This is a genomic window from Caulobacter segnis (assembly GCF_019931575.1).
Taxonomy (GTDB): domain Bacteria; phylum Pseudomonadota; class Alphaproteobacteria; order Caulobacterales; family Caulobacteraceae; genus Caulobacter; species Caulobacter segnis_C.
Genome location: NZ_CP082923.1, coordinates 333527 through 354128 on the forward strand (window position 1 = coordinate 333527; position 20602 = coordinate 354128).

The 20602-nt window shown below is 68.8% G+C and carries 19 protein-coding genes; 4 read left to right on the forward strand and 15 right to left on the reverse strand.

The features are described from left to right. Nucleotides 1-4: 4 nt before the first annotated feature. Both K8940_RS01545 and K8940_RS01550 read right to left on the reverse strand, forming a co-directional pair. Nucleotides 5-682: a hypothetical protein gene (locus tag K8940_RS01545; protein ID WP_223392797.1), complete on the reverse strand. Its 678-nt coding sequence runs from the start codon at nt 680-682 to the stop codon at nt 5-7. 62 nt (nt 683-744) lie between these two features. After that, a complete protein-coding gene (locus K8940_RS01550) occupies nt 745-1224 on the reverse strand; it encodes a cupin domain-containing protein (RefSeq protein ID WP_223392798.1) in 480 nt (159 codons plus the stop codon). 54 nt (nt 1225-1278) lie between these two features. Here K8940_RS01550 and dapE point away from each other — a divergent pair, with 54 nt between their 5' ends. Both dapE and K8940_RS01560 read left to right on the forward strand, forming a co-directional pair. Beyond that, nucleotides 1279-2439 (forward strand): succinyl-diaminopimelate desuccinylase, encoded by a 1161-nt coding sequence (gene dapE / locus K8940_RS01555; protein ID WP_223392799.1) that lies wholly within the window; start codon nt 1279-1281, stop codon nt 2437-2439. A 17-nt stretch (nt 2440-2456) separates the two neighbouring features. Continuing rightward, nucleotides 2457-3377: a glutaminase gene (locus K8940_RS01560; protein ID WP_223392800.1), complete on the forward strand. Its 921-nt coding sequence runs from the start codon at nt 2457-2459 to the stop codon at nt 3375-3377. 113 nt (nt 3378-3490) lie between these two features. Here K8940_RS01560 and truA read toward each other — a convergent pair whose 3' ends face one another. Next, entirely contained in the window at nt 3491-4246 is a 756-nt protein-coding gene (gene truA, locus K8940_RS01565; RefSeq protein WP_223392801.1) for a tRNA pseudouridine(38-40) synthase TruA, read from the reverse strand. Continuing rightward, nucleotides 4246-5172: a methionyl-tRNA formyltransferase gene (gene fmt, locus K8940_RS01570; protein WP_223392802.1), complete on the reverse strand. Its 927-nt coding sequence runs from the start codon at nt 5170-5172 to the stop codon at nt 4246-4248. Before fmt ends, truA begins: the two co-directional genes overlap by 1 nt. A gap of 110 nt (nt 5173-5282) precedes the next feature. On the opposite strand from fmt, the gene K8940_RS01575 reads away from it, so the two are divergent. Beyond that, nucleotides 5283-5618, forward strand: coding sequence for a cell surface protein (locus K8940_RS01575; protein ID WP_223392803.1), 336 nt, complete (start codon nt 5283-5285; stop codon nt 5616-5618). Between the two features lie 2 nt (nt 5619-5620). On the opposite strand, the gene K8940_RS01580 is transcribed toward K8940_RS01575, so the two are convergent. From K8940_RS01580 to K8940_RS01625, 10 genes are all read right to left on the reverse strand, one after another. Beyond that, on the reverse strand, nt 5621-6097 hold the full coding sequence (locus K8940_RS01580; RefSeq protein WP_223392804.1) for a DUF805 domain-containing protein: 477 nt from the start codon (nt 6095-6097) through the stop codon (nt 5621-5623). 53 nt (nt 6098-6150) lie between these two features. Next, nucleotides 6151-6999, reverse strand: a complete 849-nt coding sequence (gene dapD / locus K8940_RS01585) for a 2,3,4,5-tetrahydropyridine-2,6-dicarboxylate N-succinyltransferase (protein WP_223392805.1) — start codon at nt 6997-6999, stop codon at nt 6151-6153. After that, nucleotides 6996-7661: a pyrimidine 5'-nucleotidase gene (locus tag K8940_RS01590; protein ID WP_223392806.1), complete on the reverse strand. Its 666-nt coding sequence runs from the start codon at nt 7659-7661 to the stop codon at nt 6996-6998. The genes dapD and K8940_RS01590 overlap by 4 nt, the downstream gene beginning before the upstream one ends. Continuing rightward, complete coding sequence (gene argB / locus K8940_RS01595) at nt 7658-8572, reverse strand: acetylglutamate kinase (RefSeq protein ID WP_223392807.1); 915 nt, start codon at nt 8570-8572, stop codon at nt 7658-7660. Before argB ends, K8940_RS01590 begins: the two co-directional genes overlap by 4 nt. A gap of 89 nt (nt 8573-8661) precedes the next feature. After that, nucleotides 8662-8934, reverse strand: coding sequence for a SemiSWEET family sugar transporter (locus K8940_RS01600; RefSeq protein WP_223392808.1), 273 nt, complete (start codon nt 8932-8934; stop codon nt 8662-8664). Then, complete coding sequence (locus tag K8940_RS01605; RefSeq protein WP_223392809.1) at nt 8934-9401, reverse strand: response regulator; 468 nt, start codon at nt 9399-9401, stop codon at nt 8934-8936. The genes K8940_RS01600 and K8940_RS01605 overlap by 1 nt, the downstream gene beginning before the upstream one ends. Nucleotides 9402-9416: 15 nt before the next feature. Further along, nucleotides 9417-10523 (reverse strand): PAS domain-containing protein, encoded by a 1107-nt coding sequence (locus K8940_RS01610; protein WP_223395734.1) that lies wholly within the window; start codon nt 10521-10523, stop codon nt 9417-9419. A gap of 172 nt (nt 10524-10695) precedes the next feature. After that, nucleotides 10696-11757, reverse strand: coding sequence for a sulfate ABC transporter substrate-binding protein (locus tag K8940_RS01615; RefSeq protein ID WP_223392810.1), 1062 nt, complete (start codon nt 11755-11757; stop codon nt 10696-10698). Between the two features lie 117 nt (nt 11758-11874). Next, a complete protein-coding gene (locus K8940_RS01620; RefSeq protein ID WP_223392811.1) occupies nt 11875-13338 on the reverse strand; it encodes an OprO/OprP family phosphate-selective porin in 1464 nt (487 codons plus the stop codon). 261 nt (nt 13339-13599) lie between these two features. Then, a complete protein-coding gene (locus K8940_RS01625) occupies nt 13600-16857 on the reverse strand; it encodes an autotransporter outer membrane beta-barrel domain-containing protein (protein ID WP_223392812.1) in 3258 nt (1085 codons plus the stop codon). A 165-nt stretch (nt 16858-17022) separates the two neighbouring features. On the opposite strand from K8940_RS01625, the gene K8940_RS01630 reads away from it, so the two are divergent. Continuing rightward, on the forward strand, nt 17023-18432 hold the full coding sequence (locus tag K8940_RS01630; RefSeq protein ID WP_223392813.1) for a sensor histidine kinase: 1410 nt from the start codon (nt 17023-17025) through the stop codon (nt 18430-18432). Between the two features lie 10 nt (nt 18433-18442). Here K8940_RS01630 and K8940_RS01635 read toward each other — a convergent pair whose 3' ends face one another. Then, on the reverse strand, nt 18443-20206 hold the full coding sequence (locus K8940_RS01635) for a PAS domain-containing methyl-accepting chemotaxis protein (RefSeq protein ID WP_223392814.1): 1764 nt from the start codon (nt 20204-20206) through the stop codon (nt 18443-18445). Nucleotides 20207-20602: the final 396 nt, after the last annotated feature.

The following is a 20602-nucleotide window of genomic DNA, read 5'->3' on the forward strand; positions in this document are numbered from 1 at the left end:
CCGCTCAGGTCTTCGGGCACAGGCCCTTGGGCGTCCAGTCGGATGTCAGGGTCGTCGGCGGACTGCCGTCCTGGTGCAGGATCAGGGCGAAGCCCTGCCGCGTCTCCGAGCCGATGGCCATCAGCAGCATCGGCGGGCCGCGTCGCACCATCAGCGAATGGCCCGCGCCACGCGCCACCTGGGCCCCGTCCGGCGTTTCCAGGCAGCTGCCGCCGCTGACCGCGTAGAAGGCCTCGGGCCCTGAATGGACGTGCACCGGCGCGGTCATGCCGGGTGTGAAGGTCGATTTCAGATATTCCACGCTGAAGGCGCCGGCGGCGCCCTCGTCCAGGGGGAGGGGCCCGATGTCCGCCAGGTGACGGCCGCCCGGTAGAACCTTGCCCTTGTCGCCCACGGCGAACAGCCAGACCTGGCCGAAGGCCTGCACCACTGCGCCATGCGGCGGCTTGGCCCGCGTGGCGGTCTCGACATCGGGAAAGGCGTCGATCGTCCAATAGAGGGGACCGGCGGGCAGGGCGCCGAGCTCCTCGTGCGCCACCAGACAGGCCGGACCGGGCGTCTCGCCAGCCTGCCCCGAACAGAGACGCGAGGTCGCCTGGGCCTGGGCGGCGGCCGGCGCCAAGGCGGGCAGGGCCACGGCGACGGACAGCGCCGCCAGGGCGCGAGAAAATCTCTGGATCATGGCGTGCTCCTGGACCGCAACCTCAAGGTGACCCAACGCGCGCGACTTGGCCAGCTTGGCCGCTAACGTTTCCGTCCCTCGTCGGTCTCGTACGGCGTCCCGTCCCGATGACGGTAGATCTCCTCGCCATCGCGCAGGACGAGGTCGATGTCCGGATAGTCGCAACCGTCTTCCGCCGGCTTGCGCGAGCCGATCTCCAGCAGCAGGACGTCCTTGTCCGAACGGTTCTGGAAGTGGTGGCCGTTGGCGACGCCGGCCTTGAAGCCGGCGCAGTCGCCGGCCCGGAGCGCCGTCTCGCCGTCGTTGTCGACCAGCACGACCTCGCCCTCGACCACCCAGGTGAACTCGTCCTCGGCCGTGTGCCAGTGGCGTTGGCTGGACCAGGCGCCGGGCGGCAGGCGCAGCAGATTGACGCCGAACTGGTCCAGCCCGACGGCGTCGCCCAGCTTGGTGCGATGGCGCAGCAGGCAGGGCCGGTTGAACGGCGCGGGATAGGCCGTGCCGACGCGGGTCGGGGCCGTGGCGATATCGATCTTGGGCATGGTCGACCTGAGCGGGGTTTGCGTCCGAGGGGAGGGAAGCCTAAAGGCAGGATCATGACCAGCCCCGCGCCCGCTTCCGTCAGCATCGACCCGGTCGAGCTCGCCCAGGCCCTGATCCGTCGTCCGTCGGTGACCCCGGCCGACGCGGGCGCGATGGACACCTTGCAGCGCCAGCTGGAGAGCCTCGGCTTCAACTGCCGCCGGATGAAGTTCGGCGAGATCGAGAACCTCTACGCCCGGCGCGGGACGGCGCGGCCGAACCTCTGCTTCGCCGGCCATACCGACGTGGTGCCGGTCGGGGACGACGCGGCCTGGACCGCCGGGCCGTTCGAGGCCGAGATCAAGGACGGGGTGCTGTACGGCCGCGGCGCGGTCGACATGAAGTCGGCCATCGCCGCCTTCGTCGCCGCCGTGGCCAAGATCCCCGAGCACGCCGGCTCGATCAGCTTCCTGATCACCGGCGACGAGGAGGGCGTGGCCGAGGACGGCACCGTCAAGGTCGTCGAGACCCTGTCCGCCGAGGGCGAGATTATCGACCACTGCATCGTCGGCGAGCCGACCAGCGCCAACCTGCTGGGCGACATGGTCAAGATCGGCCGGCGCGGAAGCATCAACGCCTGGATCGCGGTGGACGGCAAGCAAGGCCACGTGGCCTATCCGCATCGGGCGGCCAACCCGATTCCGGTGATGGTCGACATCCTCTCGCGCCTGCAGAGCCGGGTGCTGGACGAGGGCTATACCGGCTTCCAGCCGTCGAACCTGGAGGTCACCACGGTCGACGTCGGCAACACCGCCACCAATGTCATCCCCGCCAGCGCCAAGGCCCGGATCAACATCCGCTTTAACCCGGCCCACAAGGGCAAGGACCTGGCCGCCTGGATCGAAAGCGAGTGCCGCGAAGCGGCCGAGGGCTTCTCGGGCCGCGTCGAGGCGCTGTGCAAGGTCAGCGGCGAGGCCTTCCTGACCGAGCCAGGGACCTTCACCGACGTGATCGTGGCCGCCGTCGGCGACGCCACGGGCCGCGTGCCGGAGCTGTCGACGACCGGCGGCACCAGCGACGCCCGCTTCATCCGCAACCTCTGCCCGGTGGTCGAGTTCGGCCTGGTCGGCTCGACCATGCACCAGGTCGACGAGCGGGTTCCGGTCGAGGAGGTCCGCCAACTGGCGGGCGCCTACGAGGCGCTGATCAACCGCTACTTCGCGGCGTTCGCTTAAAGGGCGCGGCGTCGGCGATGAAGGCGCTCTCGATCCCCGACGTGCTGGCCGAGGTGGCGGTGCTGGTCAAGCCGCACTTCGGCAAGGGCCGGACCGCCGACTACATTCCCGAACTGGCCGATGTGCCGGGCGGCAAGTTCGGCATGGCCGTGCGCACGGTCGACGGCGGCGAGCACGTGATCGGCGACGCCGACGAGGGCTTCTCGGTCCAGAGCATCACCAAGGTCTTCGCCCTGGGCCTGGCGCTCAACCGCCTGGGCGACGAGACCTGGACGCGGGTCGGCAAGGAGCCGTCGGGCACGCCGTTCAACCACCTCTCCCTGCTCGAGGCCGAGCAGGGCGTGCCGCGCAACCCATTCATCAACGCCGGGGCGCTGGCGGTCACCGACGTGCTGATGGACGTCACCAGGGATCCTGCGGCGCTGGTCCGCGACTTCGCCGGCTTCCTCGCCGACGAGCGCCTGGAAATCGACCCCACGGTGGCCGCGTCCGAACTGGCCAACGCCTGGCAGAACCGAGCCATCGCCAGCCTTATGCGTGGCAAGGGCACGCTGAACCACGATCCCGAGAGCGTGGTGGCCGCCTATTGCCGCCAGTGCGCCCTGACCATGAGCTGTCGCCAGCTGGCGCGGGCCTTCCTGCCCTTGGCGGCCGGCGGCTTCTCGCCGGTGGCGCAGGAGACGGTGTTCCCCGAGCGCCTGACCCGCCGGCTGAACGCCCTGCTGCTGACCTGCGGGATCTATGACAGCGTCGGCAACTTCGCCTACCGCGTCGGCCTGCCCGCCAAGAGCGGCGTCGGCGGCGGCATCGTGGCGGTGATCCCCGGCAAGGCGACGGTGGCGGTATGGTCGCCGGAGCTGGACCGGTTCGGGACAAGTGTGGTCGGCGCGGCGGCGCTGGAAGCGTTCAGCCAGATCACCAACTGCTCGGTGCTGTAGGCGGCCACTAGCCCCCTCTGGGCTTTCAGCCCTCCTCCCTCCTCCCCCGGAGGGGGAAGAAGGATCTCGGATCACCTTCCGCCCGCCTTTGGGGGCGGACGACTGCGAAGCGGTCAGGTGGGGGGAGTGTCCCCGTACCCGACCCCCACGAGATACAGCCCATCGGCCGGCGCCACCGGCCCACACTCGCGGCGGTCCTTGGCCTCAAGCGCCGCCTTGACGTCGTCGGGCGTCCAGCGGCCAGCGCCGACCTCGACCAGTGTCCCGGTCATCGAGCGAACCTGCCTATGCAGGAAAGACCGGGCCTCGAAGTCCAGATGGATCTCCTCGCCGACCCGGCGCACGCGGGCGACGTCCAGGGTTTTAACCGGGCTCTTGGACTGGCAGTGCATGTCGCGGAAGGTCGTGAAGTCGTGCAGGCCCAACAGATGCTGGGCGGCGGCGTGCATGGCCTCGTGGTCCAGCTCCTTCTTCATGTGCCAGACCCGGCCCTTGTCTAGCGCCGGCGGAGCGCGACGGTTGAGGATCCGGTACAAGTAGCGCCGCTCGTTGGCCGAGAAGCGGGCGTGCCAGCCTTCCTCGGCGATCTCGGCGGACAGGATCGACACCGCCTCGCGCGTCAGGTGGGCGTTGAGGGCGTTGAACACCGTCTGGGCCGGCCAGTCCTTGTCGAGGTCGACGTGCACCACCTGGCCGGTGGCGTGGACGCCGGTGTCGGTGCGGCCGGCGGCGGCGATGCGCACATCCTGGCCGCTGAACGCCTTCACCGCCGCCTCGATCGCGCCCTGCACCGACGGCAGCACGGCCTGGGCCTGGAAGCCGGCATAGGGGCGGCCGTCATACTCGACGAGGAGGCGGTAGCGGGGCATCAGGCCAGCACGGTCCCGGCGGAAATCGGAAAGCCGCGCGTGAAGGTCTCGGCGTCCTGGACGCCCTTTCCCTCGCGCTGGGCCTTCAGCAGGCGGACGGAGCCTTCGCCGCAGGCGATCAGCAGGCTGTCGTCCAGCGCCGTTCCGGGCGCGCCTGAAGTGGTCTCGACGCGCGACAGCAGGGCCTTCACGCGGACGGGACCCTTATCCGATGGCGCCTCGAACCAGGCGCCGGGGAAGGGCGACAGGCCGCGGATGTGACGGTCGACCTCGACGGCGGGGCGGGTCCAGTCGATGCGGGCCTCGGCCGACTTGATCTTCTTGGCGTAGGTGATGCCCTCTTCGGCTTGCGGCGTCTCGCGGACGACGCCGCGCTCGATAGCGGCCAGGGCGACGGGCAGCAGGCGCGCGCCGGTGGCGGCCAGCTTGTCGTGCAGGCTGGCGACGGTGTCGTCGTCGGCGATGGCGACCTGTTGCGACATCAGGATCGGACCCTCGTCCAGGCCCTCGCTCATCCGCATGACCTGGACGCCGGTGACCGGGTCGCCGGCCATGATCGCCCGCTGGATCGGCGCGGCGCCGCGCCAACGCGGCAGCAGGCTGGCGTGCAGGTTGAAGCAGCCGTAGCGGGGCGCGTCGAGCACGGCCTTGACCAGGATCTGGCCGAACGCGACCACGACGGCGGCGTCCAGGTCCAGGGCCTGGAAGGCCTCGATCTCTTCCGGGGTCTTCATCGAGACCGGCGTGCGGACCGGCAGGCCCAGGCCCTCGGCGAAGGCGTGGACCGGCGAGGGCTTAAGCTCGTGGCCGCGCCCGCGCGGGGCCGGCGGCTGGGAATAGACAGCGACGATCTCGTGGCCCGAGGCGACGAGCTCGGCCAGGCAGGTGACGGCGAAATCGGGGGTGCCGAGGAAGGCGATGCGCATGGCGGGGGTTTAGACGTCCAAAGCCGCCGGGGAAAGCCGGAGTCGGAACCTCGACCGTGGGGCTTCGTTATCCAGCCGACACACCAGAAGCAATTCTAGGGAGCACGACCATGCGTTCCATCCTGTTCGTCGCCGGCTGCGCCGTGGCCCTGACGCTGACCGCCTGCTCGCAGGAGCACGCCACCGAGGTAAAGGAAGGCGCGAAGGCCGCCGCCTCCGACATCAAGGACGCCGCCCACACCATCGCCAACGACCCCGACGTCAAGGAGGCCGGCACGGCGATCAAGGAGAGCACCAAGGAGACGGCCGGCGAGGTCGCCGACCAGGCCAAGGAACTGGGCGCGAAGGCCGGCCAGGAAGCCAAGGAAGCCGGCTCCGCCCTGAAGAAGGACGCCAAGGAAGGCGCGGCCGACAGCAAGAAGCAGCTGAACGAGGCGACGCACTAGGGTCAGCGCGCGGTTTCGACCTTGAAGAAATCGCCGGGCCGCAGATCAGACGGCGAGGGGCCAAAGCGATTGGCTCCTCGCACGCCGCGTAGGAATCCAATCTCGATCCACGCCCACGCGCCGAGCGCGAGGCCGCCAAGCGCCAGCAGAAGCGCGCCCAAGATCAGAAGCGGGTTGGCGCCATGCTCCAGCGTGCGCGCTGGGGCGACAAGCGCCCAAGGGCCGACAATGAAGAGGATCGCCCACAAGGCGCCTTTACCCCTGTCATGAAGACGCCGGACAGTGATCGATAAACTGGTGAGCAGCAGGGGCGGTATAAAGGCGAGCGGCACCGCGCCAAGCCAGCCCCCCACGATCGTTCCGAATGACGCCAGGATCACGAGCGCGGCTCCCACCGCGGTCAGCATCACCTGGAGGCGCCAGTATGTCAGGCGCGTGGCGCGACCTTCAAACCCGAACAGCAGCTTCGCGTAGTCCAAGGCTGTCTCCCCCCACGTGAGGAGACAACCTTAGGGTGGCCAGGTTTGGGCGACTAGTCCCGCAGCAGGTCGTTGATCGAGGTCTTCGAGCGCGTCTGGGCGTCGACGGTCTTGACGATCACGGCGCAGTACAGGCTGGGGCCGCCGTTCGGGTCGGGCAGGCTGCCGGGGACGACGACGCTGTAGGGCGGGACCTTGCCGATGTGGACGGCGCCGGTCTTGCGGTCGACGATCTTGGTCGAGGCGCTGATGAACACGCCCATCGACAGGACCGAGCCCTCGCCGACGACCACGCCCTCGACGACTTCCGAGCGGGCGCCGATGAAGCAGTTGTCCTCGATGATGGTCGGGTTGGCCTGCAGGGGCTCCAGAACCCCGCCGATGCCGACGCCGCCCGACAGGTGGACGTTCTTGCCGATCTGGGCGCACGAGCCGACCGTCACCCAGGTGTCGACCATCGTGCCTTCATCGACATAGCCGCCGATGTTCACGAACGACGGCATCAGGATGACGTTCTTGCCGATGTGGGCGCCGCGGCGGACGATCGCGCCCGGAACCGCGCGGAAGCCGCCGGCCTCGAACTGCGGGGCGTCCCAGCCGTCGAACTTGTTCGGGACCTTGTCCCACCAGGGGCCGACGCCGCCGCCCAGCGAGCCGGCGCGCATCACGGTGTTGGGGTTCAGGCGGAACGACAGCAGCACGGCCTTCTTCAGCCACTGGTGGGTGATCCACTCGCCGTCGACCTTCTCCGAGACACGGGCCTTGCCGCTGTCGAGCAGCAGCAGCGATTCCTCGACGGCGGTGCGGACGGGGCCGGTGGTGGCGGCCGAGACGTCGGCGCGGGCTTCCCAGGCGGCTTCGATCTCGGTTTGCAGATCCGAGAGGCTCACGGAGGCGGTCATTGCGGGCTTCCTTGCAGGCGCGCCGAGCTGAGGAACTCGGCGAGGTCGTTGGTGCGGAAATGGACGTGTTCGGAGGTCGAGTCCGCCGCGTGCGGCCCGACCAGGACGGTGGTCATGCCCAGCCGCGAGGCCGGCACGAGGTTCTTCTCGCTGTCCTCGAAGAAGGCGGTCATCGGCGGATCGATGGCGTGCAGCTTGGTGATCCGGTCGAAGGTCGCCAGCGAGGGCTTGGGCACGTAGTCGGCCGTCTCGATGGCGAAGATCTCGGAGAACAGGTCGCGCAGCTCCAGATGGGCCAGCACCCGCTCGGCGTGGCCCAGCGAGCCATTGGTGAAGATCAGCCGGCGGCCGGGCAGGCGGTCGATCGCCGCGCGCAGCGCAGGATCGGGCGTCAGCCGGTCCATCGAGACGTCGTGCACCTCGTCCAGGAAGGCCTTGGGCTCGATGCCGTGATTGGTCATCAGCCCGGCCAGGGTGGTGCCGTGCTCCTTGAAGTAGCCGTGCTGCAGCGCGCGGGCCTCGTCGCGCGGCAGGCCCGTCTCGCGCGCCACGAAGTCGGTCATCTTGGCCTCGATCAGACCCATGAACTCGCTTTCCAGCGGGTACAGGGTGTTGTCGAGGTCGAACAGCCAGGTGTCGACGTGCGAGAGGTCGGCGCTCATCGGGAGATGAGCGTGCCCGCGCCGTGTTCGCTGAACAGCTCGACCAGCATGGCGTGCGGCCGGCGGCCGTCCAGGATGACCACGGCCTCGACGCCCGACTCCACGGCGTGGATGGCGTTTTCCAGCTTGGGGATCATGCCGCCGGTGGCCACGCCGGTGTCGATCAGCGCGCGAGCCTCTTCCAGCGTCATCTGGCGGATCAGTTCGCCATTGGCGTCCAGCACGCCCTTGATGTCGGTCAGCATCAGCATCCGCTTGGCCTTCAGCGCGCCCGCCAGGGCGCCGGCCACGGTGTCGGCGTTGATGTTGAAGGTCTCGCCGGCGTCCGAGACGCCGATCGGCGCGATGACCGGGATGTAGTCGGTTTCCGAGGTCAGCAGGGCCTGGATGATGTGCGGGTCGATCTTGGTTGGTTCGCCCACGAAGCCCAGGTCGACGACCTGCTCGATGTTGCTGTCCGGATCCTTCTTGGTCCGGGTCACCTTCTCGGCGGTGATCAGGCGGGCGTCCTTGCCCGACAGGCCCACGCCGCGCACGTCGGCCTCGGCGCCGGCCTGGGTGATCCAGTTGGCGATTTCCTTGTTGATGGCGCCCGACAGGACCATCTCGGCCACTTCCATGGTGGCTTCGTCGGTGACGCGCAGGCCGTCGACGAAGGTCGACTTGACGCCGGCCTTGTCCAGCATGCGGCTGATCTGCGGACCGCCGCCGTGCACGACTACCGGATGGACGCCCAGCAGCTTCAGCAGCACCGCGTCGGCGGCGAACACCTTGGCCACCTCTTCCTGGCCCATGGCGTGGCCGCCGTATTTGATCACGACCGTTTCGCGGTCGTAGATCTGGATATAGGGCAGGGCCTCGGCCAGGGTCTTGGCTGTGGCCCAGCCGGCTTCCTCGGCGGCATCGGTCAAGGCGTCGGTCCCTCAAGCAAAAATGGGGATACGGAAATAGGCGGCGCCTCGATAGCGGACCCCGCCCCCCCTGTCACCAAAAAGGGGGCTCAGGCCCGGCGGTCGAACCGCCACTTCATGGCCAGCACCGCGCCCGACATCAGCAGGCAGGCGATGTTCGAGGCGATCACCGGCCAGGCGCGGATCAGGATCCCGTAGACGATCCAGCAGGAAAAGCCGGTGACCGTGACCACATAGGTGCGCAGCGAGACGGACGAGGCGTCCTTCTCCTTCCAGATCTTGACGATCTGCGGCGCGAAGCTGGTGATCGAAAGCAGGGCGGCGGCCGTGCCGACCCCGGCGGCGACCGGCGGGACGGCCATCAGGCCGTCCGTTGCATGACGTCGTCGAGGCCCCACAGCGCGGCATAGGCCGGGGCCAGGGTCAGGCCGACCGGGACGGGGCCGGGCGCGTGGCCCTCGGTCAGGCAATAGCTGAGATAGCCGAGGGCGGTCTTCACCCCGTGCTCGGAATAGGGCTTGCCGATCACGCCGCAGGCGCCGGCGAAGTCGTCGGGCAGGCGCTTGACGTTAGCGGTCATGAACAGGGCCACGCCCCCACAGTCCTGCGAGATTTTCCGAGCCACGTCGACGCCGGTCGGGCCGTCGCTGAGGTGGACGTCCACGAGAGCGAGGTCGGGATGCAGCTTTTCGGCCAGGTCAACCGCCTCGTCCGAGCTCATCGCGCAGCCGAGCGAGTGGCAACCCACCTCTTCGACCAGATGTTCCAGCTCGATCGCGAGAAGCATTTCATCCTCGACAATCAGCACCTCGAGCGTTCGGCCGCTCATAACGAAAGTCCTCGATCAATGCGCGCCGTTCACCGGCAGCAGAATAATCACGCGAACACCAGGTTCCGCGTCGGTGGTCTCGCACTTCGCCTTCAGTTGCTGGCACAGCAGCTGGACGATGGTGAGGCCGAAGCCCGACGGCTTGCTGTCCTTGTCGAGTCCAACGCCGTCATCGGTGATTTCGATCCGGAATTCCCCTTCCTGGCGAGTCACGCCGACGAAGATTCGGCCGCCGCGGCCCTCCGGAAAGCCATGGCGAAGGGCGTTAGTCAGCAGCTCGTTGACCACCAGGGCGAACGGCGCGGCCTTGGAGGCGGGGATCTCGACCCGCTCCAGGTCCAGCTCCATGCGGATGTCGTCGCGCATGGCCGAGCCCATCAGGTCGGCGACCATGTCGCGGATGAAGGCCGAGACGTCGAAGCGCTCGACATCCTCGCTCTGGAACAGGCGGCGGTGGACGGTGGCGATGGCGTTGACCCGGCCCAGCATGCCCTTCAGCGAGGCCTTCAGCGCCGGATCGGCCACACGCCGGTTCTGCAGCAGCAGCAGACTGGAGATGAGCTGCAGATTGTTCTTCACCCGATGGTCCACCTCGTGGAGCAGGGCGGTCTTCTGCTCCAGGGCGTCGGTCAGCTCGCGGGTGCGGTCGTCGACGATCTGCTGCAGGCCGTCGCTGTGGTCGCGGGCTTGGAACTCGACGGCCTTCTTGTCGGTGGTGTCCAGCTGCGAGCCGAAGAAGTAGACGATCCGGCCGCTGTCGTTGCGCACCGGCGATAGGTAGAGGGCGTTCCAGAAGGTGGCGCCGTCCTTGCGGTAGTTCAGCACGTCGACGGCGATGTCCTCGCCGGCCGCGATCGCCGCGCGCAGGGCCTCGACGGCCTTGGGATCGGTGTCCGGGCCCTGCAGGAATCGGCAGTTGCGGCCGATGACCTCGTCGCGTTCGTAGCCGGTCAGCTTGAGGAAGGCGTCGTTGGCGAAGATGATCGGATTGTCGTCCTGGGTCGCGTCCGTGACGATCATCGCCATGCGGGTGGCCCGGATCGCGGCGGCGAAAGGGTCGTCGACCCCATGACCGGCGGCCAGTCGGTCCCCGGCGCGTCGCGATTCCGAATAGTCATTCATGCTTGCGGTCAAGCTCCCACCACCCCGTGGACGCTGAACGTACCCGATCCTGTCGGGTTCCCAACATAGCTTCGATCGCGCGACGAAAACGGCGGGAGTCCAGGAGCACTCCCGCCGCGCTGTCCGAGGGTCCGTCCGCGCTTCCCGGAACGGGCGGACCCTGGGGAAGGCGTCACTTCGGCTGGTAGATCCTGTCGAACACGCCGCCGTCGGCGAAGTGCGTGGTCTGGGCCTTCTTCCAGCCGCCGAAGGTGTCGTCGATGGTGACGAGCGGGATCTTCTTGAAGCGGTTGGCGTACTTGGCCGCCACGTCGGCGTTGCGCGGGCGGTAGTAGTTCTTGGCGATCAGCTCCTGGGCCAGCGGGCTGTACAGGAAGTTCAGATAGCCCTCGGCGATGGTGCGGGTCTTGTGGCGATCGACGTTCTTGTCGACCACGGCGACCGGCGGCTCGGCCAGGATCGACAGCGACGGATAGACGATGTCGAACTTGCCGGGCAGTTCGTCCTGGGCGAGGTAGGCCTCGTTCTCCCAGGCCAGCAGCACGTCGCCCAGGCCGCGCTGGGTGAAGCTGGTGGTGGCGCCGCGGGCGCCGGTGTCCAGCACGGGCACGTGCTCGAACAGGGTCTTCACGAAGGCTTCGGCCTTGGCGGGGTTGCCGCCCGGCTGCTTCAGGGCCCAGGCCCAGGCGGCCAGGTAGTTCCAGCGGGCCCCGCCCGAGGTCTTCGGGTTCGGCGTGATCACGTCGATGCCCGGCTTCACCAGGTCGCCCCAGTCCTTGATCTTCCAAGGATTGCCCTTGCGGACCAGGAACACGATGGTCGAGGTGTAGGGGGTCGAGTTCTGCGGCAGGCGCGACTGCCAGTTGGCCGGCAGCAGCTTGGCCTTGGCGGCGATCTCGTCGATGTCGTAGGCGAGGGCGAGCGTGACGACGTCGGCCTGCAGGCCGTCGATCACCGAGCGGGCCTGCTTGCCCGAGCCGCCGTGGCTCTGGTTGATCACCAGGGTCTGGCCGACCCGGTCCTTCCAGTACTTGGCGTAGGCGGCGTTGATGTCCTTGTAGAGCTCGCGCGTCGGGTCGTAGCTGACGTTGAGCAGGGTGATGGTCTTGCCCGCCTGGGCCTGCGCCAGGCTGGGGAGCGCGCCCGCGGCCAAACCCGTGGAGAGCGCCGCGGCGCCCGCGCCGGCGCCGGCCAGCAGGCCGCGGCGGGTCGGAGCCTTGATGATGTCACTCATGGGACGGTCCTTTCTGGAGTCTTTTCGAGGCGGCGCGGTCTGGCGCGGCGAGGCTTGACGAAGAGGTGGCCCGCCCGCCCCGCGGCATCAACCGGCGGGGCGGACGACGCCTGGAGACTAGAACGCGAACTGGCTGCGGAAGTTGACCGCCTGGTAGCTCTGGCTCAGCGGCAGCAGGCCGCCGGCCGGGTCCTGGCGATCGACGTCGACGTCCAGGTAGTCGACCGAGAACTTGGTCACCGAGTTCGGGAACCAGTTCAGGCCGACCGTCCAGATGGTCTGTTCGCCGCCGCGCACGCGGTCGCCGGCCAGGGTCGCGTTCTCGTGGTGGTTCAGGTCCAGCACCGAGTAGCGGCCGGCCAGCTCCCAGGCGCCCCACTTGTGGGCCTTGGGATCGAACGGGTTATTGATGGCCGGGGCGTCGAAGGCGAAGTTGTTGGCGTTGTACCGGCGGGCCTCGCCCGTCAGCACCCAGCCGCCTTCCACGTACCAGCCCTTGAACTTGGGATCGCTGACGCCGGCGGCCGGATTGCGACGGTCGATCTTGTAGTCGAAGTACTCGCTCTGGATCAGGAAGTTCTGCTTCTGGGCGGCCAGTTCAAGGCCGTAGTGGCGGGCGCCCTTGGCGTCGATGGCGCCGGTGGTGACCAGCTGCTGGCCGTCGACGCGCAGTTCCGGGCGGTCCTGGATGGTGACGGCGTAGGCGCCGGTCAGGGCCGTGCTCTGGGCCGGGGTGGCCACGACGCTGGCGTTGACGCCGGCGTGGACCAGCCAGTCATAGCCCTTCAGCGGGATGAAGGCGAAGCGCCCCAGGTAGCCGATCTGCTCGTCGAAGGTCTGGCCGTCGCCGGCCTTGGCGCCGGTGACCGCGCCCGACAGGATCCAGCGCTCCTGGACCACCTGGCCCTGCAGGGCGATGCGGCGGTCCGCGCCGGCCAGGCCACGGGCGGCTTCGGCCGAGGACGGGCGTTCCGGGAACAGCGAGCCGTTGGTCGAGGCCGCGTCCTCCAGGCCCAGGTTCGGGGCGTAGGCGCCGACCCGGATCTTGAACGGAGCGTAGTTGTACTGGACATACAGTTCCTGCAGCTGGCCGGCGCCGTCGGTGCCCGCGCCGCCGAAGTCCAGCAGGATCGAGTAGTCGAAGTTCTTGGCGAACTTGCCGTCGACGCCCAGGCGGGCGCGGCGGAAGTTGGTGCCGTTGTTCAGGTCGCGGGCGTTGCCGAGCACGGCCGGCAGGCCCTTGTCCTGATAGTACTGGGCGGCGTCCAGCTGCATCACGCCGTGCAGCGTGGCGCTGTAGGCGCCGTCGCCGGACGCGATCGTCGGCTTGGCGCCGGCGATGCTGACGGTGGTGGCGCTCTGGACCGTGCGAACGTCCTTGAAGCTGGCGGCCGTGGCGGCCTTGAGATCGGCGACCTGCTGCTGCAGCGCCGAGAGCTGGGCCTCCAGCGCGGCGATGCGGGCGGCGGCCTCGTCTGGCGATGCGGGCGGAGCGGTCTGGGCCGACGCGACGCCGGCCGTGGCCAGAAGCGACACGCCGGCGATCAACGCGGCGCGAAATGCGGTTTTTGTGTTGCTCATGTGTAGTCCCCTCTCGGCGCCGCTGGGCGGGGCCGACCTGCCGAGCTAGGGAAGACGATTATTCCTAGCTCTGAAATCGAGATTAGGAAAAGCGGCCTTGAGTTTTTCTAGAGACACGGTTGAGCACCGTGGTTTCAGCCGCGAATCCTTCACGGAATCAGACGCTTGAGCTGTTAAAGATCCGTAGACGGAAAAAGCCGCCCCGGTCTCCCGAGGCGGCTTTGCAACATTAACAACGCTAATATAGGGGCGCTCGGCCCCCTAGAACATCGCCCGCCCGGCCAGCCGCAGGTTGTAGCGCTTCTGCTTCTTGGTGGCTTCGACGCCGCCTTCCAGAGCCAGATAGGACATCGGCGTGCCGGCCCGCAGGGCGAAGCCGGCGGTCAGGGCGCCGTCCTTGTCGTCGAGCGCGGCCAGGGTGAACGGGTTGCCGCCCTTGAAGCGGGCGACCGTGTCGCCGACCGAGCCGGCCAGGGTCTGGCGATAGCCGACCCGCACTTCCGGACGCCACCAGACGTTCTTGCCGAAGTCGGCGCCGAACACCACGCCCAGCTCGCCGCTGAGGTTGCTGGAGTTGCGCTTGTCGACCGTCAGGTCGAAGCCGTCGCCGCCGCCCGCTTCGGTGCGCTTGCCTTCGCGCAGGGTGACATAGTCCAGACGGCCTTCGGGACGGGCGAAGAAGCGGCCGAACTTCTGTTCGTAGGCGACGCCCGCATAGGCGTTGGCGGTCAGGCCGTTCCAGTCGGCGGTGTTCTTCAAGACCAGGTCGGCGACGCCGTCGGCGTTGCTGTCCGGGGCGATGAAGCGACGGTCGCCCTGGAAGAAGCCGTAGCCCAGGCCGCCACCGGCGTTGAAGCGCCAGCCGCCGACCGAACGACGCCAGTAGGCGCCGGTCTGGACGAACGAGGCCGTGGTCTGCTCGCCGACCTTGGCGACGGTGTCGTGTTCCTCGACGCTGACATAGGCCAGGGTCAGGCCCAGGGCGCCGCCCGCGTCGCCCATGGCCTCGTAGCCGGCCACGAAGCCGAAGGCCTGGGTGTCCGAACCGAGGGTCTGGTCGGTGTCGCGGCGGGTCAGCGAGTTGATCTCCTGCACCCAGATGCTGTCGGGACCGTAGCGGTCGCCCGGATCCGGCCGGAACATGGTGGCGGCCGAGATCTGCTGGCTAACCGACTGCAGGGCCGAGAACATGCCCAGCCCCTGGTCGGGCAGCATCTGGTCGTAGAGGTCGCGGAAGCCGTCGCGGGTGTTCTGGCCCAGGAACTGGGTGGCCAGGGTGGAGTCGGTTCCCAGCGCCGCGAACACGGCGTCATAGGCCGAGGTCTCGCTCTTGTTGAAGCCGATCTCGGCGGCGGTGCGGCGGCGGACGTCGATATAGACGTTGTTGGTGTCGGCCCGGCTGGTGGCCACGTACAGATAGGGCGACTCGGCCAGCAGGCCGCCGCCGATCGTGCCGACATTGACGTTGCTGCCCTGGATCACCGTGAAGGTGGTCGGCTGCTTGACCAGGTTGGTCAGGCGGATGCCCAGCTCGGCCCCGCTGGCGATGTTGGTCGCGCCCGACACGACCAGCTTGGTATTGGTCCCGGCGGCGGCGTCGGCCGAGAACAGCAGCTTGGCCTTGCTGCCCAGGGTCACGCTGCTGACATTGATCGTGTCGGTGTTGACGATGCCCAGGCTGCCGTTGGCCACGGCGATATCCAGGCGGCCGTCGCTGTCGGTCAGCTTGCCCAGGGCCACGGCGCCGCCGTCGATCGACAGCCGATCCTGGCCCGCGCCGAAGGACATGTTGCCCAGCAGCGTGCCGCTCCACAGGTTCAGGGTGTCGTTCCCGCCGCCGAACAGGACGTCGCCGATCGTGCTGGGCGCGCCCGTGGTCGTGGTGGCGTCGGTGCTGGTCGTGGTGTCGGTGCTGGGATAGGTCGTGGTCGAGGTGAAGTCGACCGGGCCCGACTGGGTGAAGGTCACGCCGGAATTGTTGGCCCGAAGGTCGAGGGCGATCGCCTGGCCGCCGGCCGTCACGGTCGCCGTCGTGCCATCGGCCTTGAAGCTCGGCGCGGCGATGGCGGCGCGGATCGCGCCCGTGTTGGTGATCGTCTTCAGCGTGCCGGCCTGGTCGAGGATGGCGATCGCGTCCCCGGTCTCGCCGACGCGCGAGGCGCTGATCGTCCCGGTGTTGCGCAGGCTGGTCGAGGTCGAGCCGGCGGCCAGCACCACGCCGCGCGCGGAAGCGGTGACGCCCGAGGCGGCGTAGGACGACGAACTGGCCGAGATGGCGCCGCGGTTCAGGATCTCGTTGGCGGTGGCGCCGGCGTTCAGGGTCAGGCCCGTCGCGTTGGCCTCGTAGCTGGTGGCCGAGATCTGGCCGTCGTTGCGGACGCCGCCGGTGACGGTGGTCGCGCGGCCGCCGCCGGCGCCGATCGAGACGGCCGTCGCGGCGACGCCGTTGTAGACGCCCGCCGCGCCGATCGAGCCCTTGGCGACCAGGCCATAGGCGTTGTCGCCGGTTCCGACCGCGCCCAGGGTGACGTCCTGGCTGGCCGAGCCGATCTGCAGGGCCGGGGCGCCGCCATAGACGCTGATGCTGGACGTGCCGGTGGTGCTGGAGGTGATCGTCGTGGTGACGGTGTTGCCGTCCGTACCGACCTTGGTCGAATAGTTCACGCCTTGCAGCAGCAAGCCGCCGGTCACGTCGCCGGCGACGCGGACGGCCGGACCGCCCTGCAGCAGGTCGTCGGCGTCCAGCTTGTTCAGCGCGTCCACCGTGGTCGGGCGCGAGGTGTACCGGTAGCCGGTGGCGCTGGTCGCGCCTTGCAGCACCAGCGCGCCGGTGATGTTCGAATCGATGGCCTGGGCGACCGCGCCGGAGCCCTGGACGTTGATCGAACCGCCCAAGGTCACCTTGCCGGTGACCGGCGCGGCGATCCGCACGCCGTAGGCGTTGTCGCCGACGACGCTGATCGTGCCCAGGTTGGTGATGTTGCCGACCACCGCGCCTTCCAGCAGCATGCCGGCCGAGTTGTTGCCCTCGATGCTGATCGTACCGGCCGCGTCGTTGATGATGTCGCCGGTGAAGGTTCCGGCGTTGGTCAGGCGCACGCCGAACCGGTTCGAGCCCTGGGCGAAGACGCCGTCCAGGTCGCCGTCGGAATCGCTGTCGGTGGGCGTATAGTCCTCGAGCAGCGAGATGGTGGCCGAGTTGGTCAGCGAGCCAGTTCTGCCGCCGATGATCAGCACGCCCACGCCGTCATTGACGCCGGTGGTCCCGATGGTCCCCAGATTGGTGACCTTATTGTTGCTGTCGATCGTGACGATCGCGCCCGAGGTCGTCGGCTTGACCGAACCATCGGCGGTGATGCGGATGTCGTCGGCCGCCGTGCCCGTCGCCGTGCTGGTCGCGATCGGCGTCGTCCGCGCGGTGGAGACCGAGGTTTCCGCCAAAGCGGCGAAACCCATGGCCAAAAGAGGAGCGGCCGCGACCGTCGCGACCAGGACCTTGCGCTGCATTACGAACGACACCTCGACAGAAACCGGCGCACCTAATTCGGGTCACGTTGCGGCGAAATTGCGGTGAGTCTCGCGCGTGACACGTACAGAAGCGCCAACCGTCTATCGCATGGCTTGGCGGGGCGCCATATCTGGATCGACGAATCGTTTCCCGCTTGAAATCGGTGGACCTGCCCCATGCCGCTGGCGAACACGCCCCCGGACGGATCCGAACGCCGCTGGGCGAGCGCATTCTGGCCGTCGATGATCGGGCCAGGCGTGATCCTGGGCCTGGGCGTCGTGGGCCTGGCCCAGCCGGGACCGGCCGTGGTCGCCGCCCTGGCGACCGGCGGGGCCGGCTGGTGGTTCTCGCGCCGCGTGGCCGCGCCGCCCGAGTCGCCGGTCTCCGGCCGCCTGGTCCCCGCGGCGGCCGTCGAGGAGGTCCCGCCCTTCGCGGCGATTCTCGACCGCCTGCCCGATCCGCTGATGGTGATCGCCGCCGAGGAGGCCGACGACCTCACCGGTCGCCGCTTCCTGTTCGCCAACGCCGCCGCGCGCGAGCTGTTCAAGATCCAGCACCAGGGCGCGCTGCTGGTCACCGCCGTCCGCAATCCTCGGGTGCTGGAGGCCGTGGACGAGGCGCTGTTCGGCGGCGTCGAGGGCACGGTCGAGTTCGAGACCGGCGGCGCCCAGGGCCGGTCCTGGCTGGCCTACGCCCGGCCGCTGGAGGAGGGGGCGGGGCGCTCGCGCCTGGCCTTGCTGGCCCTGCGTGACGAGACCGACGCCCGTCGCAGCGAGCGGACCCGCGCCGACTTCCTGGCCAACGCCAGCCACGAACTGCGCACGCCGCTGGCCTCGCTGTCGGGCTTCATCGAGACCCTGCGCGGCCACGCCAAGGACGATCCGGGGGCCCGCGACCGGTTCCTGGCGATCATGCTGGCCCAGGCCGAGCGGATGTCGCGGCTGATCGACGACCTGATGAGCCTGTCGCGGATCGAGCTGAACGAACACATCGCGCCGCTGGGCCGGGTCGACCTGGCGATGGCCGCGATCGACGTGATCGACGCCCTGGGGCCCCAGGCGCGCGACAAGGCGGTCGGCTTCGATCCCGTGCTGCCGCCGCGCGGCGGGGCGGTGGTCGACGGCGACCGCGACCAGATCATCCAGGTGATCCAGAACCTGATCGACAACGCCATCAAGTACACGCCGAAGGGCGGGGTGGTGCGGGTCGAGATTTTCCCGGGTCTGGCCGCCGAGGCCGCCGCCGCCGGCCGCGACCCGGCCGCCGCGCGGATGTCGCTGCTGACGCCCGACCACGATCCGTCCGAGCGCTACGCGGTGCTGCGGGTCACCGACCGGGGGCCGGGCCTGGCGCGCGAGCACCTGCCGCGCCTGACCGAGCGCTTCTATCGCGTCGAGGGACAGAAGAGCGGCGAGCGTTCGGGCACGGGCCTGGGCCTGGCCATCGTCAAGCACATCATGAACCGCCATCGCGGCGGCCTGACGGTGGAAAGCGTCCAGGGCGAAGGCGCGACCTTCGGGGTCTATCTGCCGATGGCCAAGGCCGGCGCGGAGACCGCGCCGCCGCCGGCCACCGCCGAGGCCTAGCGCTCCAGATCTAGAACTCGGTCCACTCGTCGTGCTTCACCGCCACGGCGGCCGAGCCCGGTCGGTGCATCGGCGCGCGGGCGGGACGGGGAGCGGGGCGGCTGGCGACCGGCGAGGGCGCGCGCCTGGCCGAGGCGCTGGTCGAGAAGCGGCCGACCATGGCGGTCAACTCGGCGGATTCCTGCTTCAGGCTGGCGGAGGCGGCATTGGCCTCCTCGACCATGGCCGCGTTGCTCTGGGTGACCTCGTCCATCCGGTTGACGGCGGTGTTCACTTCCGAGAGGCCGACGGCCTGTTCGCGCGAGGACTCGGCGATCTCGGAGATCAGGCCGTCGATCTCGCTGACCTTGTCGACGATCGTCGACAGGGCCTCGCCCGTGTCGCCCACCAGCCGCACGCCGCGCGCGACCTGGGCCGTGCTGCTGGCGATCAGGGTCTTGATCTCCTTGGCCGCCTCGGCCGAGCGCTGGGCCAGGGCCCGGACTTCCTGGGCGACGACCGCGAAGCCGCGACCCGCCTCACCCGCCCGCGCGGCCTCGACCCCGGCGTTCAGGGCCAGCAGGTTGGTCTGGAAGGCGATCTCGTCGATGACGCCGATGATGCTGGTGATCTGGCCGGAGGACTTCTCGATCTCGCCCATGGCGGCCACCGCGTCGCCGACGATCTCGCCCGAACGGGCGGCGTCGGCGCGGGCGGCGGTCGCGGCCTGCGAGGCCTGCTTGGCCCCGTCGGCGCTGCGGCTGACCGTGGCGGTGATCTCGTCCAGCGCCGCGGCGGTCTTCTCCAGGTTGGCGGCCTGCTGCTCGGTGCGCTGCGCCAGGTCCTCGGAAGCGGTCGAGATCTGCTGGGCGCCGGCGCCGACGCTCAGGGTGGCGTGGGCGACCACGCCCATGGCGTCGTCCAGAACCGACATGGCGGTGTTGAAGTCGTTGCGGACCTTGCTGAACTGCGGATCGACCTCGTTCGCGATGCGATAGGTCAGGTCGTTCTTGGCCAGGTGCTCCAGGCCGGTGGCGATCTCTTTGACCGCGTGGACGCGGCCGGTGACCACGGTGGCGAACTTCACCACCTTGGTGATGCGGCGCATGTGATCGAAGATCGGGTTGTAGGACGCCTGGATCCAGACCTCCTTGCCGCCCTTGCCCACGCGCCTGAACTCGGCGGCCACGAACTCGCCGGCGTTCAGCTTGCGCCAGAACTCGACATATTCGGGCGAGCCGGCTTCCGCCGGGTCGACGAACATCCGGTGGTGCTTGCCCTGGATCTCGTTGAGCGAATAGCCCAGCACGCCCAGGAAGTTGTCGTTGGCGGTGATGATCTGGCCGTCCGGCGTGAACTCGATCACCGCCTGGGCGCGGCCGATGGCTTCCATCTTGCCGCGTTCCTCGGCGCTCTGGCGCTTCTCCTCGGTGATCACCGTGGCGATCTTGACGATGCGCGAGACGCGGCCGCGGCCATCACGGATGGGATTGTAGGACGCCTGGATCCAGACCTCGACGCCGCCCTTGCCCATGCGCAGATATTCGCGGGCGTCGAACTCGCCGCGACCCAGCTTCTGCCAGAAGGCCGCGTATTCGGGGCTGGCCGCGTAGGTCGGCTCGACGAACAGGCTGTGGTGCTGGCCGACGATCTCGTCCAGCGCGTAACCCATGGCGGCGCAGAAGTTGGCGTTGGCCGAGAGGATCTTGCCGCTGAGATCGAACTCGATCGTCGCCAGGGAGCGGTCCAGCGCGGCGAGGGTCTCGACCGCATGGGCTTGGGAACGCTTGAACATGATGGTCGTCTTCTGTCCTTGAGAGCGCGGGATGGCCCACACTGGCGGCGAAGCTGGTCAACAAGTTCTGAACACGACACGGCGCATGAAGACGCAGGTTGGTCGATTTTGGACGATATTATCGTTCGCGATCGTTATGCCCGGCATAGCGCCTTGAAATAGCGTCGAAATTCCCCGCCCCGATTTGGGTTGCGTCACGCTCGCCAAGCGGTGCGGCATATCGCCCAACACGGTTATGCGACACGTATCCGTCCGCGATCGGAAGGTGGGCCGGCCACTGTCGTCAAACTGTCATGCAACTGTCGCATAAGCACAGCGCCGGGCCGGCATAGATCGGGCCGGGGGAAGGCCCGCGATCCTGCGAGGCCTTCGACAACTCGCGCAAGATTAGCCTCA

Bases quoted from the DNA above. Each gene is read 5' to 3' on its own strand.
- fmt (WP_223392802.1), bottom strand. From the start codon at position 5,172: ATGCGCATCGCCTTCCTCGGCACCCCCGATTTCGCCGTCACCTGCCTG.
- K8940_RS01545 (WP_223392797.1), bottom strand. From the start codon at position 682: ATGATCCAGAGATTTTCTCGCGCCCTGGCGGCGCTGTCCGTCGCCGTG.
- K8940_RS01550 (WP_223392798.1), bottom strand. From the start codon at position 1,224: ATGCCCAAGATCGATATCGCCACGGCCCCGACCCGCGTCGGCACGGCC.
- K8940_RS01630 (WP_223392813.1), top strand. From the start codon at position 17,023: ATGCCGCTGGCGAACACGCCCCCGGACGGATCCGAACGCCGCTGGGCG.
- K8940_RS01560 (WP_223392800.1), top strand. From the start codon at position 2,457: ATGAAGGCGCTCTCGATCCCCGACGTGCTGGCCGAGGTGGCGGTGCTG.
- dapD (WP_223392805.1), bottom strand. From the start codon at position 6,999: ATGACCGCCTCCGTGAGCCTCTCGGATCTGCAAACCGAGATCGAAGCC.
- K8940_RS01605 (WP_223392809.1), bottom strand. From the start codon at position 9,401: ATGAGCGGCCGAACGCTCGAGGTGCTGATTGTCGAGGATGAAATGCTT.
- K8940_RS01620 (WP_223392811.1), bottom strand. From the start codon at position 13,338: ATGAGCAACACAAAAACCGCATTTCGCGCCGCGTTGATCGCCGGCGTG.
- K8940_RS01575 (WP_223392803.1), top strand. From the start codon at position 5,283: ATGCGTTCCATCCTGTTCGTCGCCGGCTGCGCCGTGGCCCTGACGCTG.
- K8940_RS01615 (WP_223392810.1), bottom strand. From the start codon at position 11,757: ATGAGTGACATCATCAAGGCTCCGACCCGCCGCGGCCTGCTGGCCGGC.
- K8940_RS01610 (WP_223395734.1), bottom strand. From the start codon at position 10,523: ATGAATGACTATTCGGAATCGCGACGCGCCGGGGACCGACTGGCCGCC.
- truA (WP_223392801.1), bottom strand. From the start codon at position 4,246: ATGCCCCGCTACCGCCTCCTCGTCGAGTATGACGGCCGCCCCTATGCC.
- K8940_RS01635 (WP_223392814.1), bottom strand. From the start codon at position 20,206: ATGTTCAAGCGTTCCCAAGCCCATGCGGTCGAGACCCTCGCCGCGCTG.
- K8940_RS01600 (WP_223392808.1), bottom strand. From the start codon at position 8,934: ATGGCCGTCCCGCCGGTCGCCGCCGGGGTCGGCACGGCCGCCGCCCTG.
- K8940_RS01590 (WP_223392806.1), bottom strand. From the start codon at position 7,661: ATGAGCGCCGACCTCTCGCACGTCGACACCTGGCTGTTCGACCTCGAC.
- dapE (WP_223392799.1), top strand. From the start codon at position 1,279: ATGACCAGCCCCGCGCCCGCTTCCGTCAGCATCGACCCGGTCGAGCTC.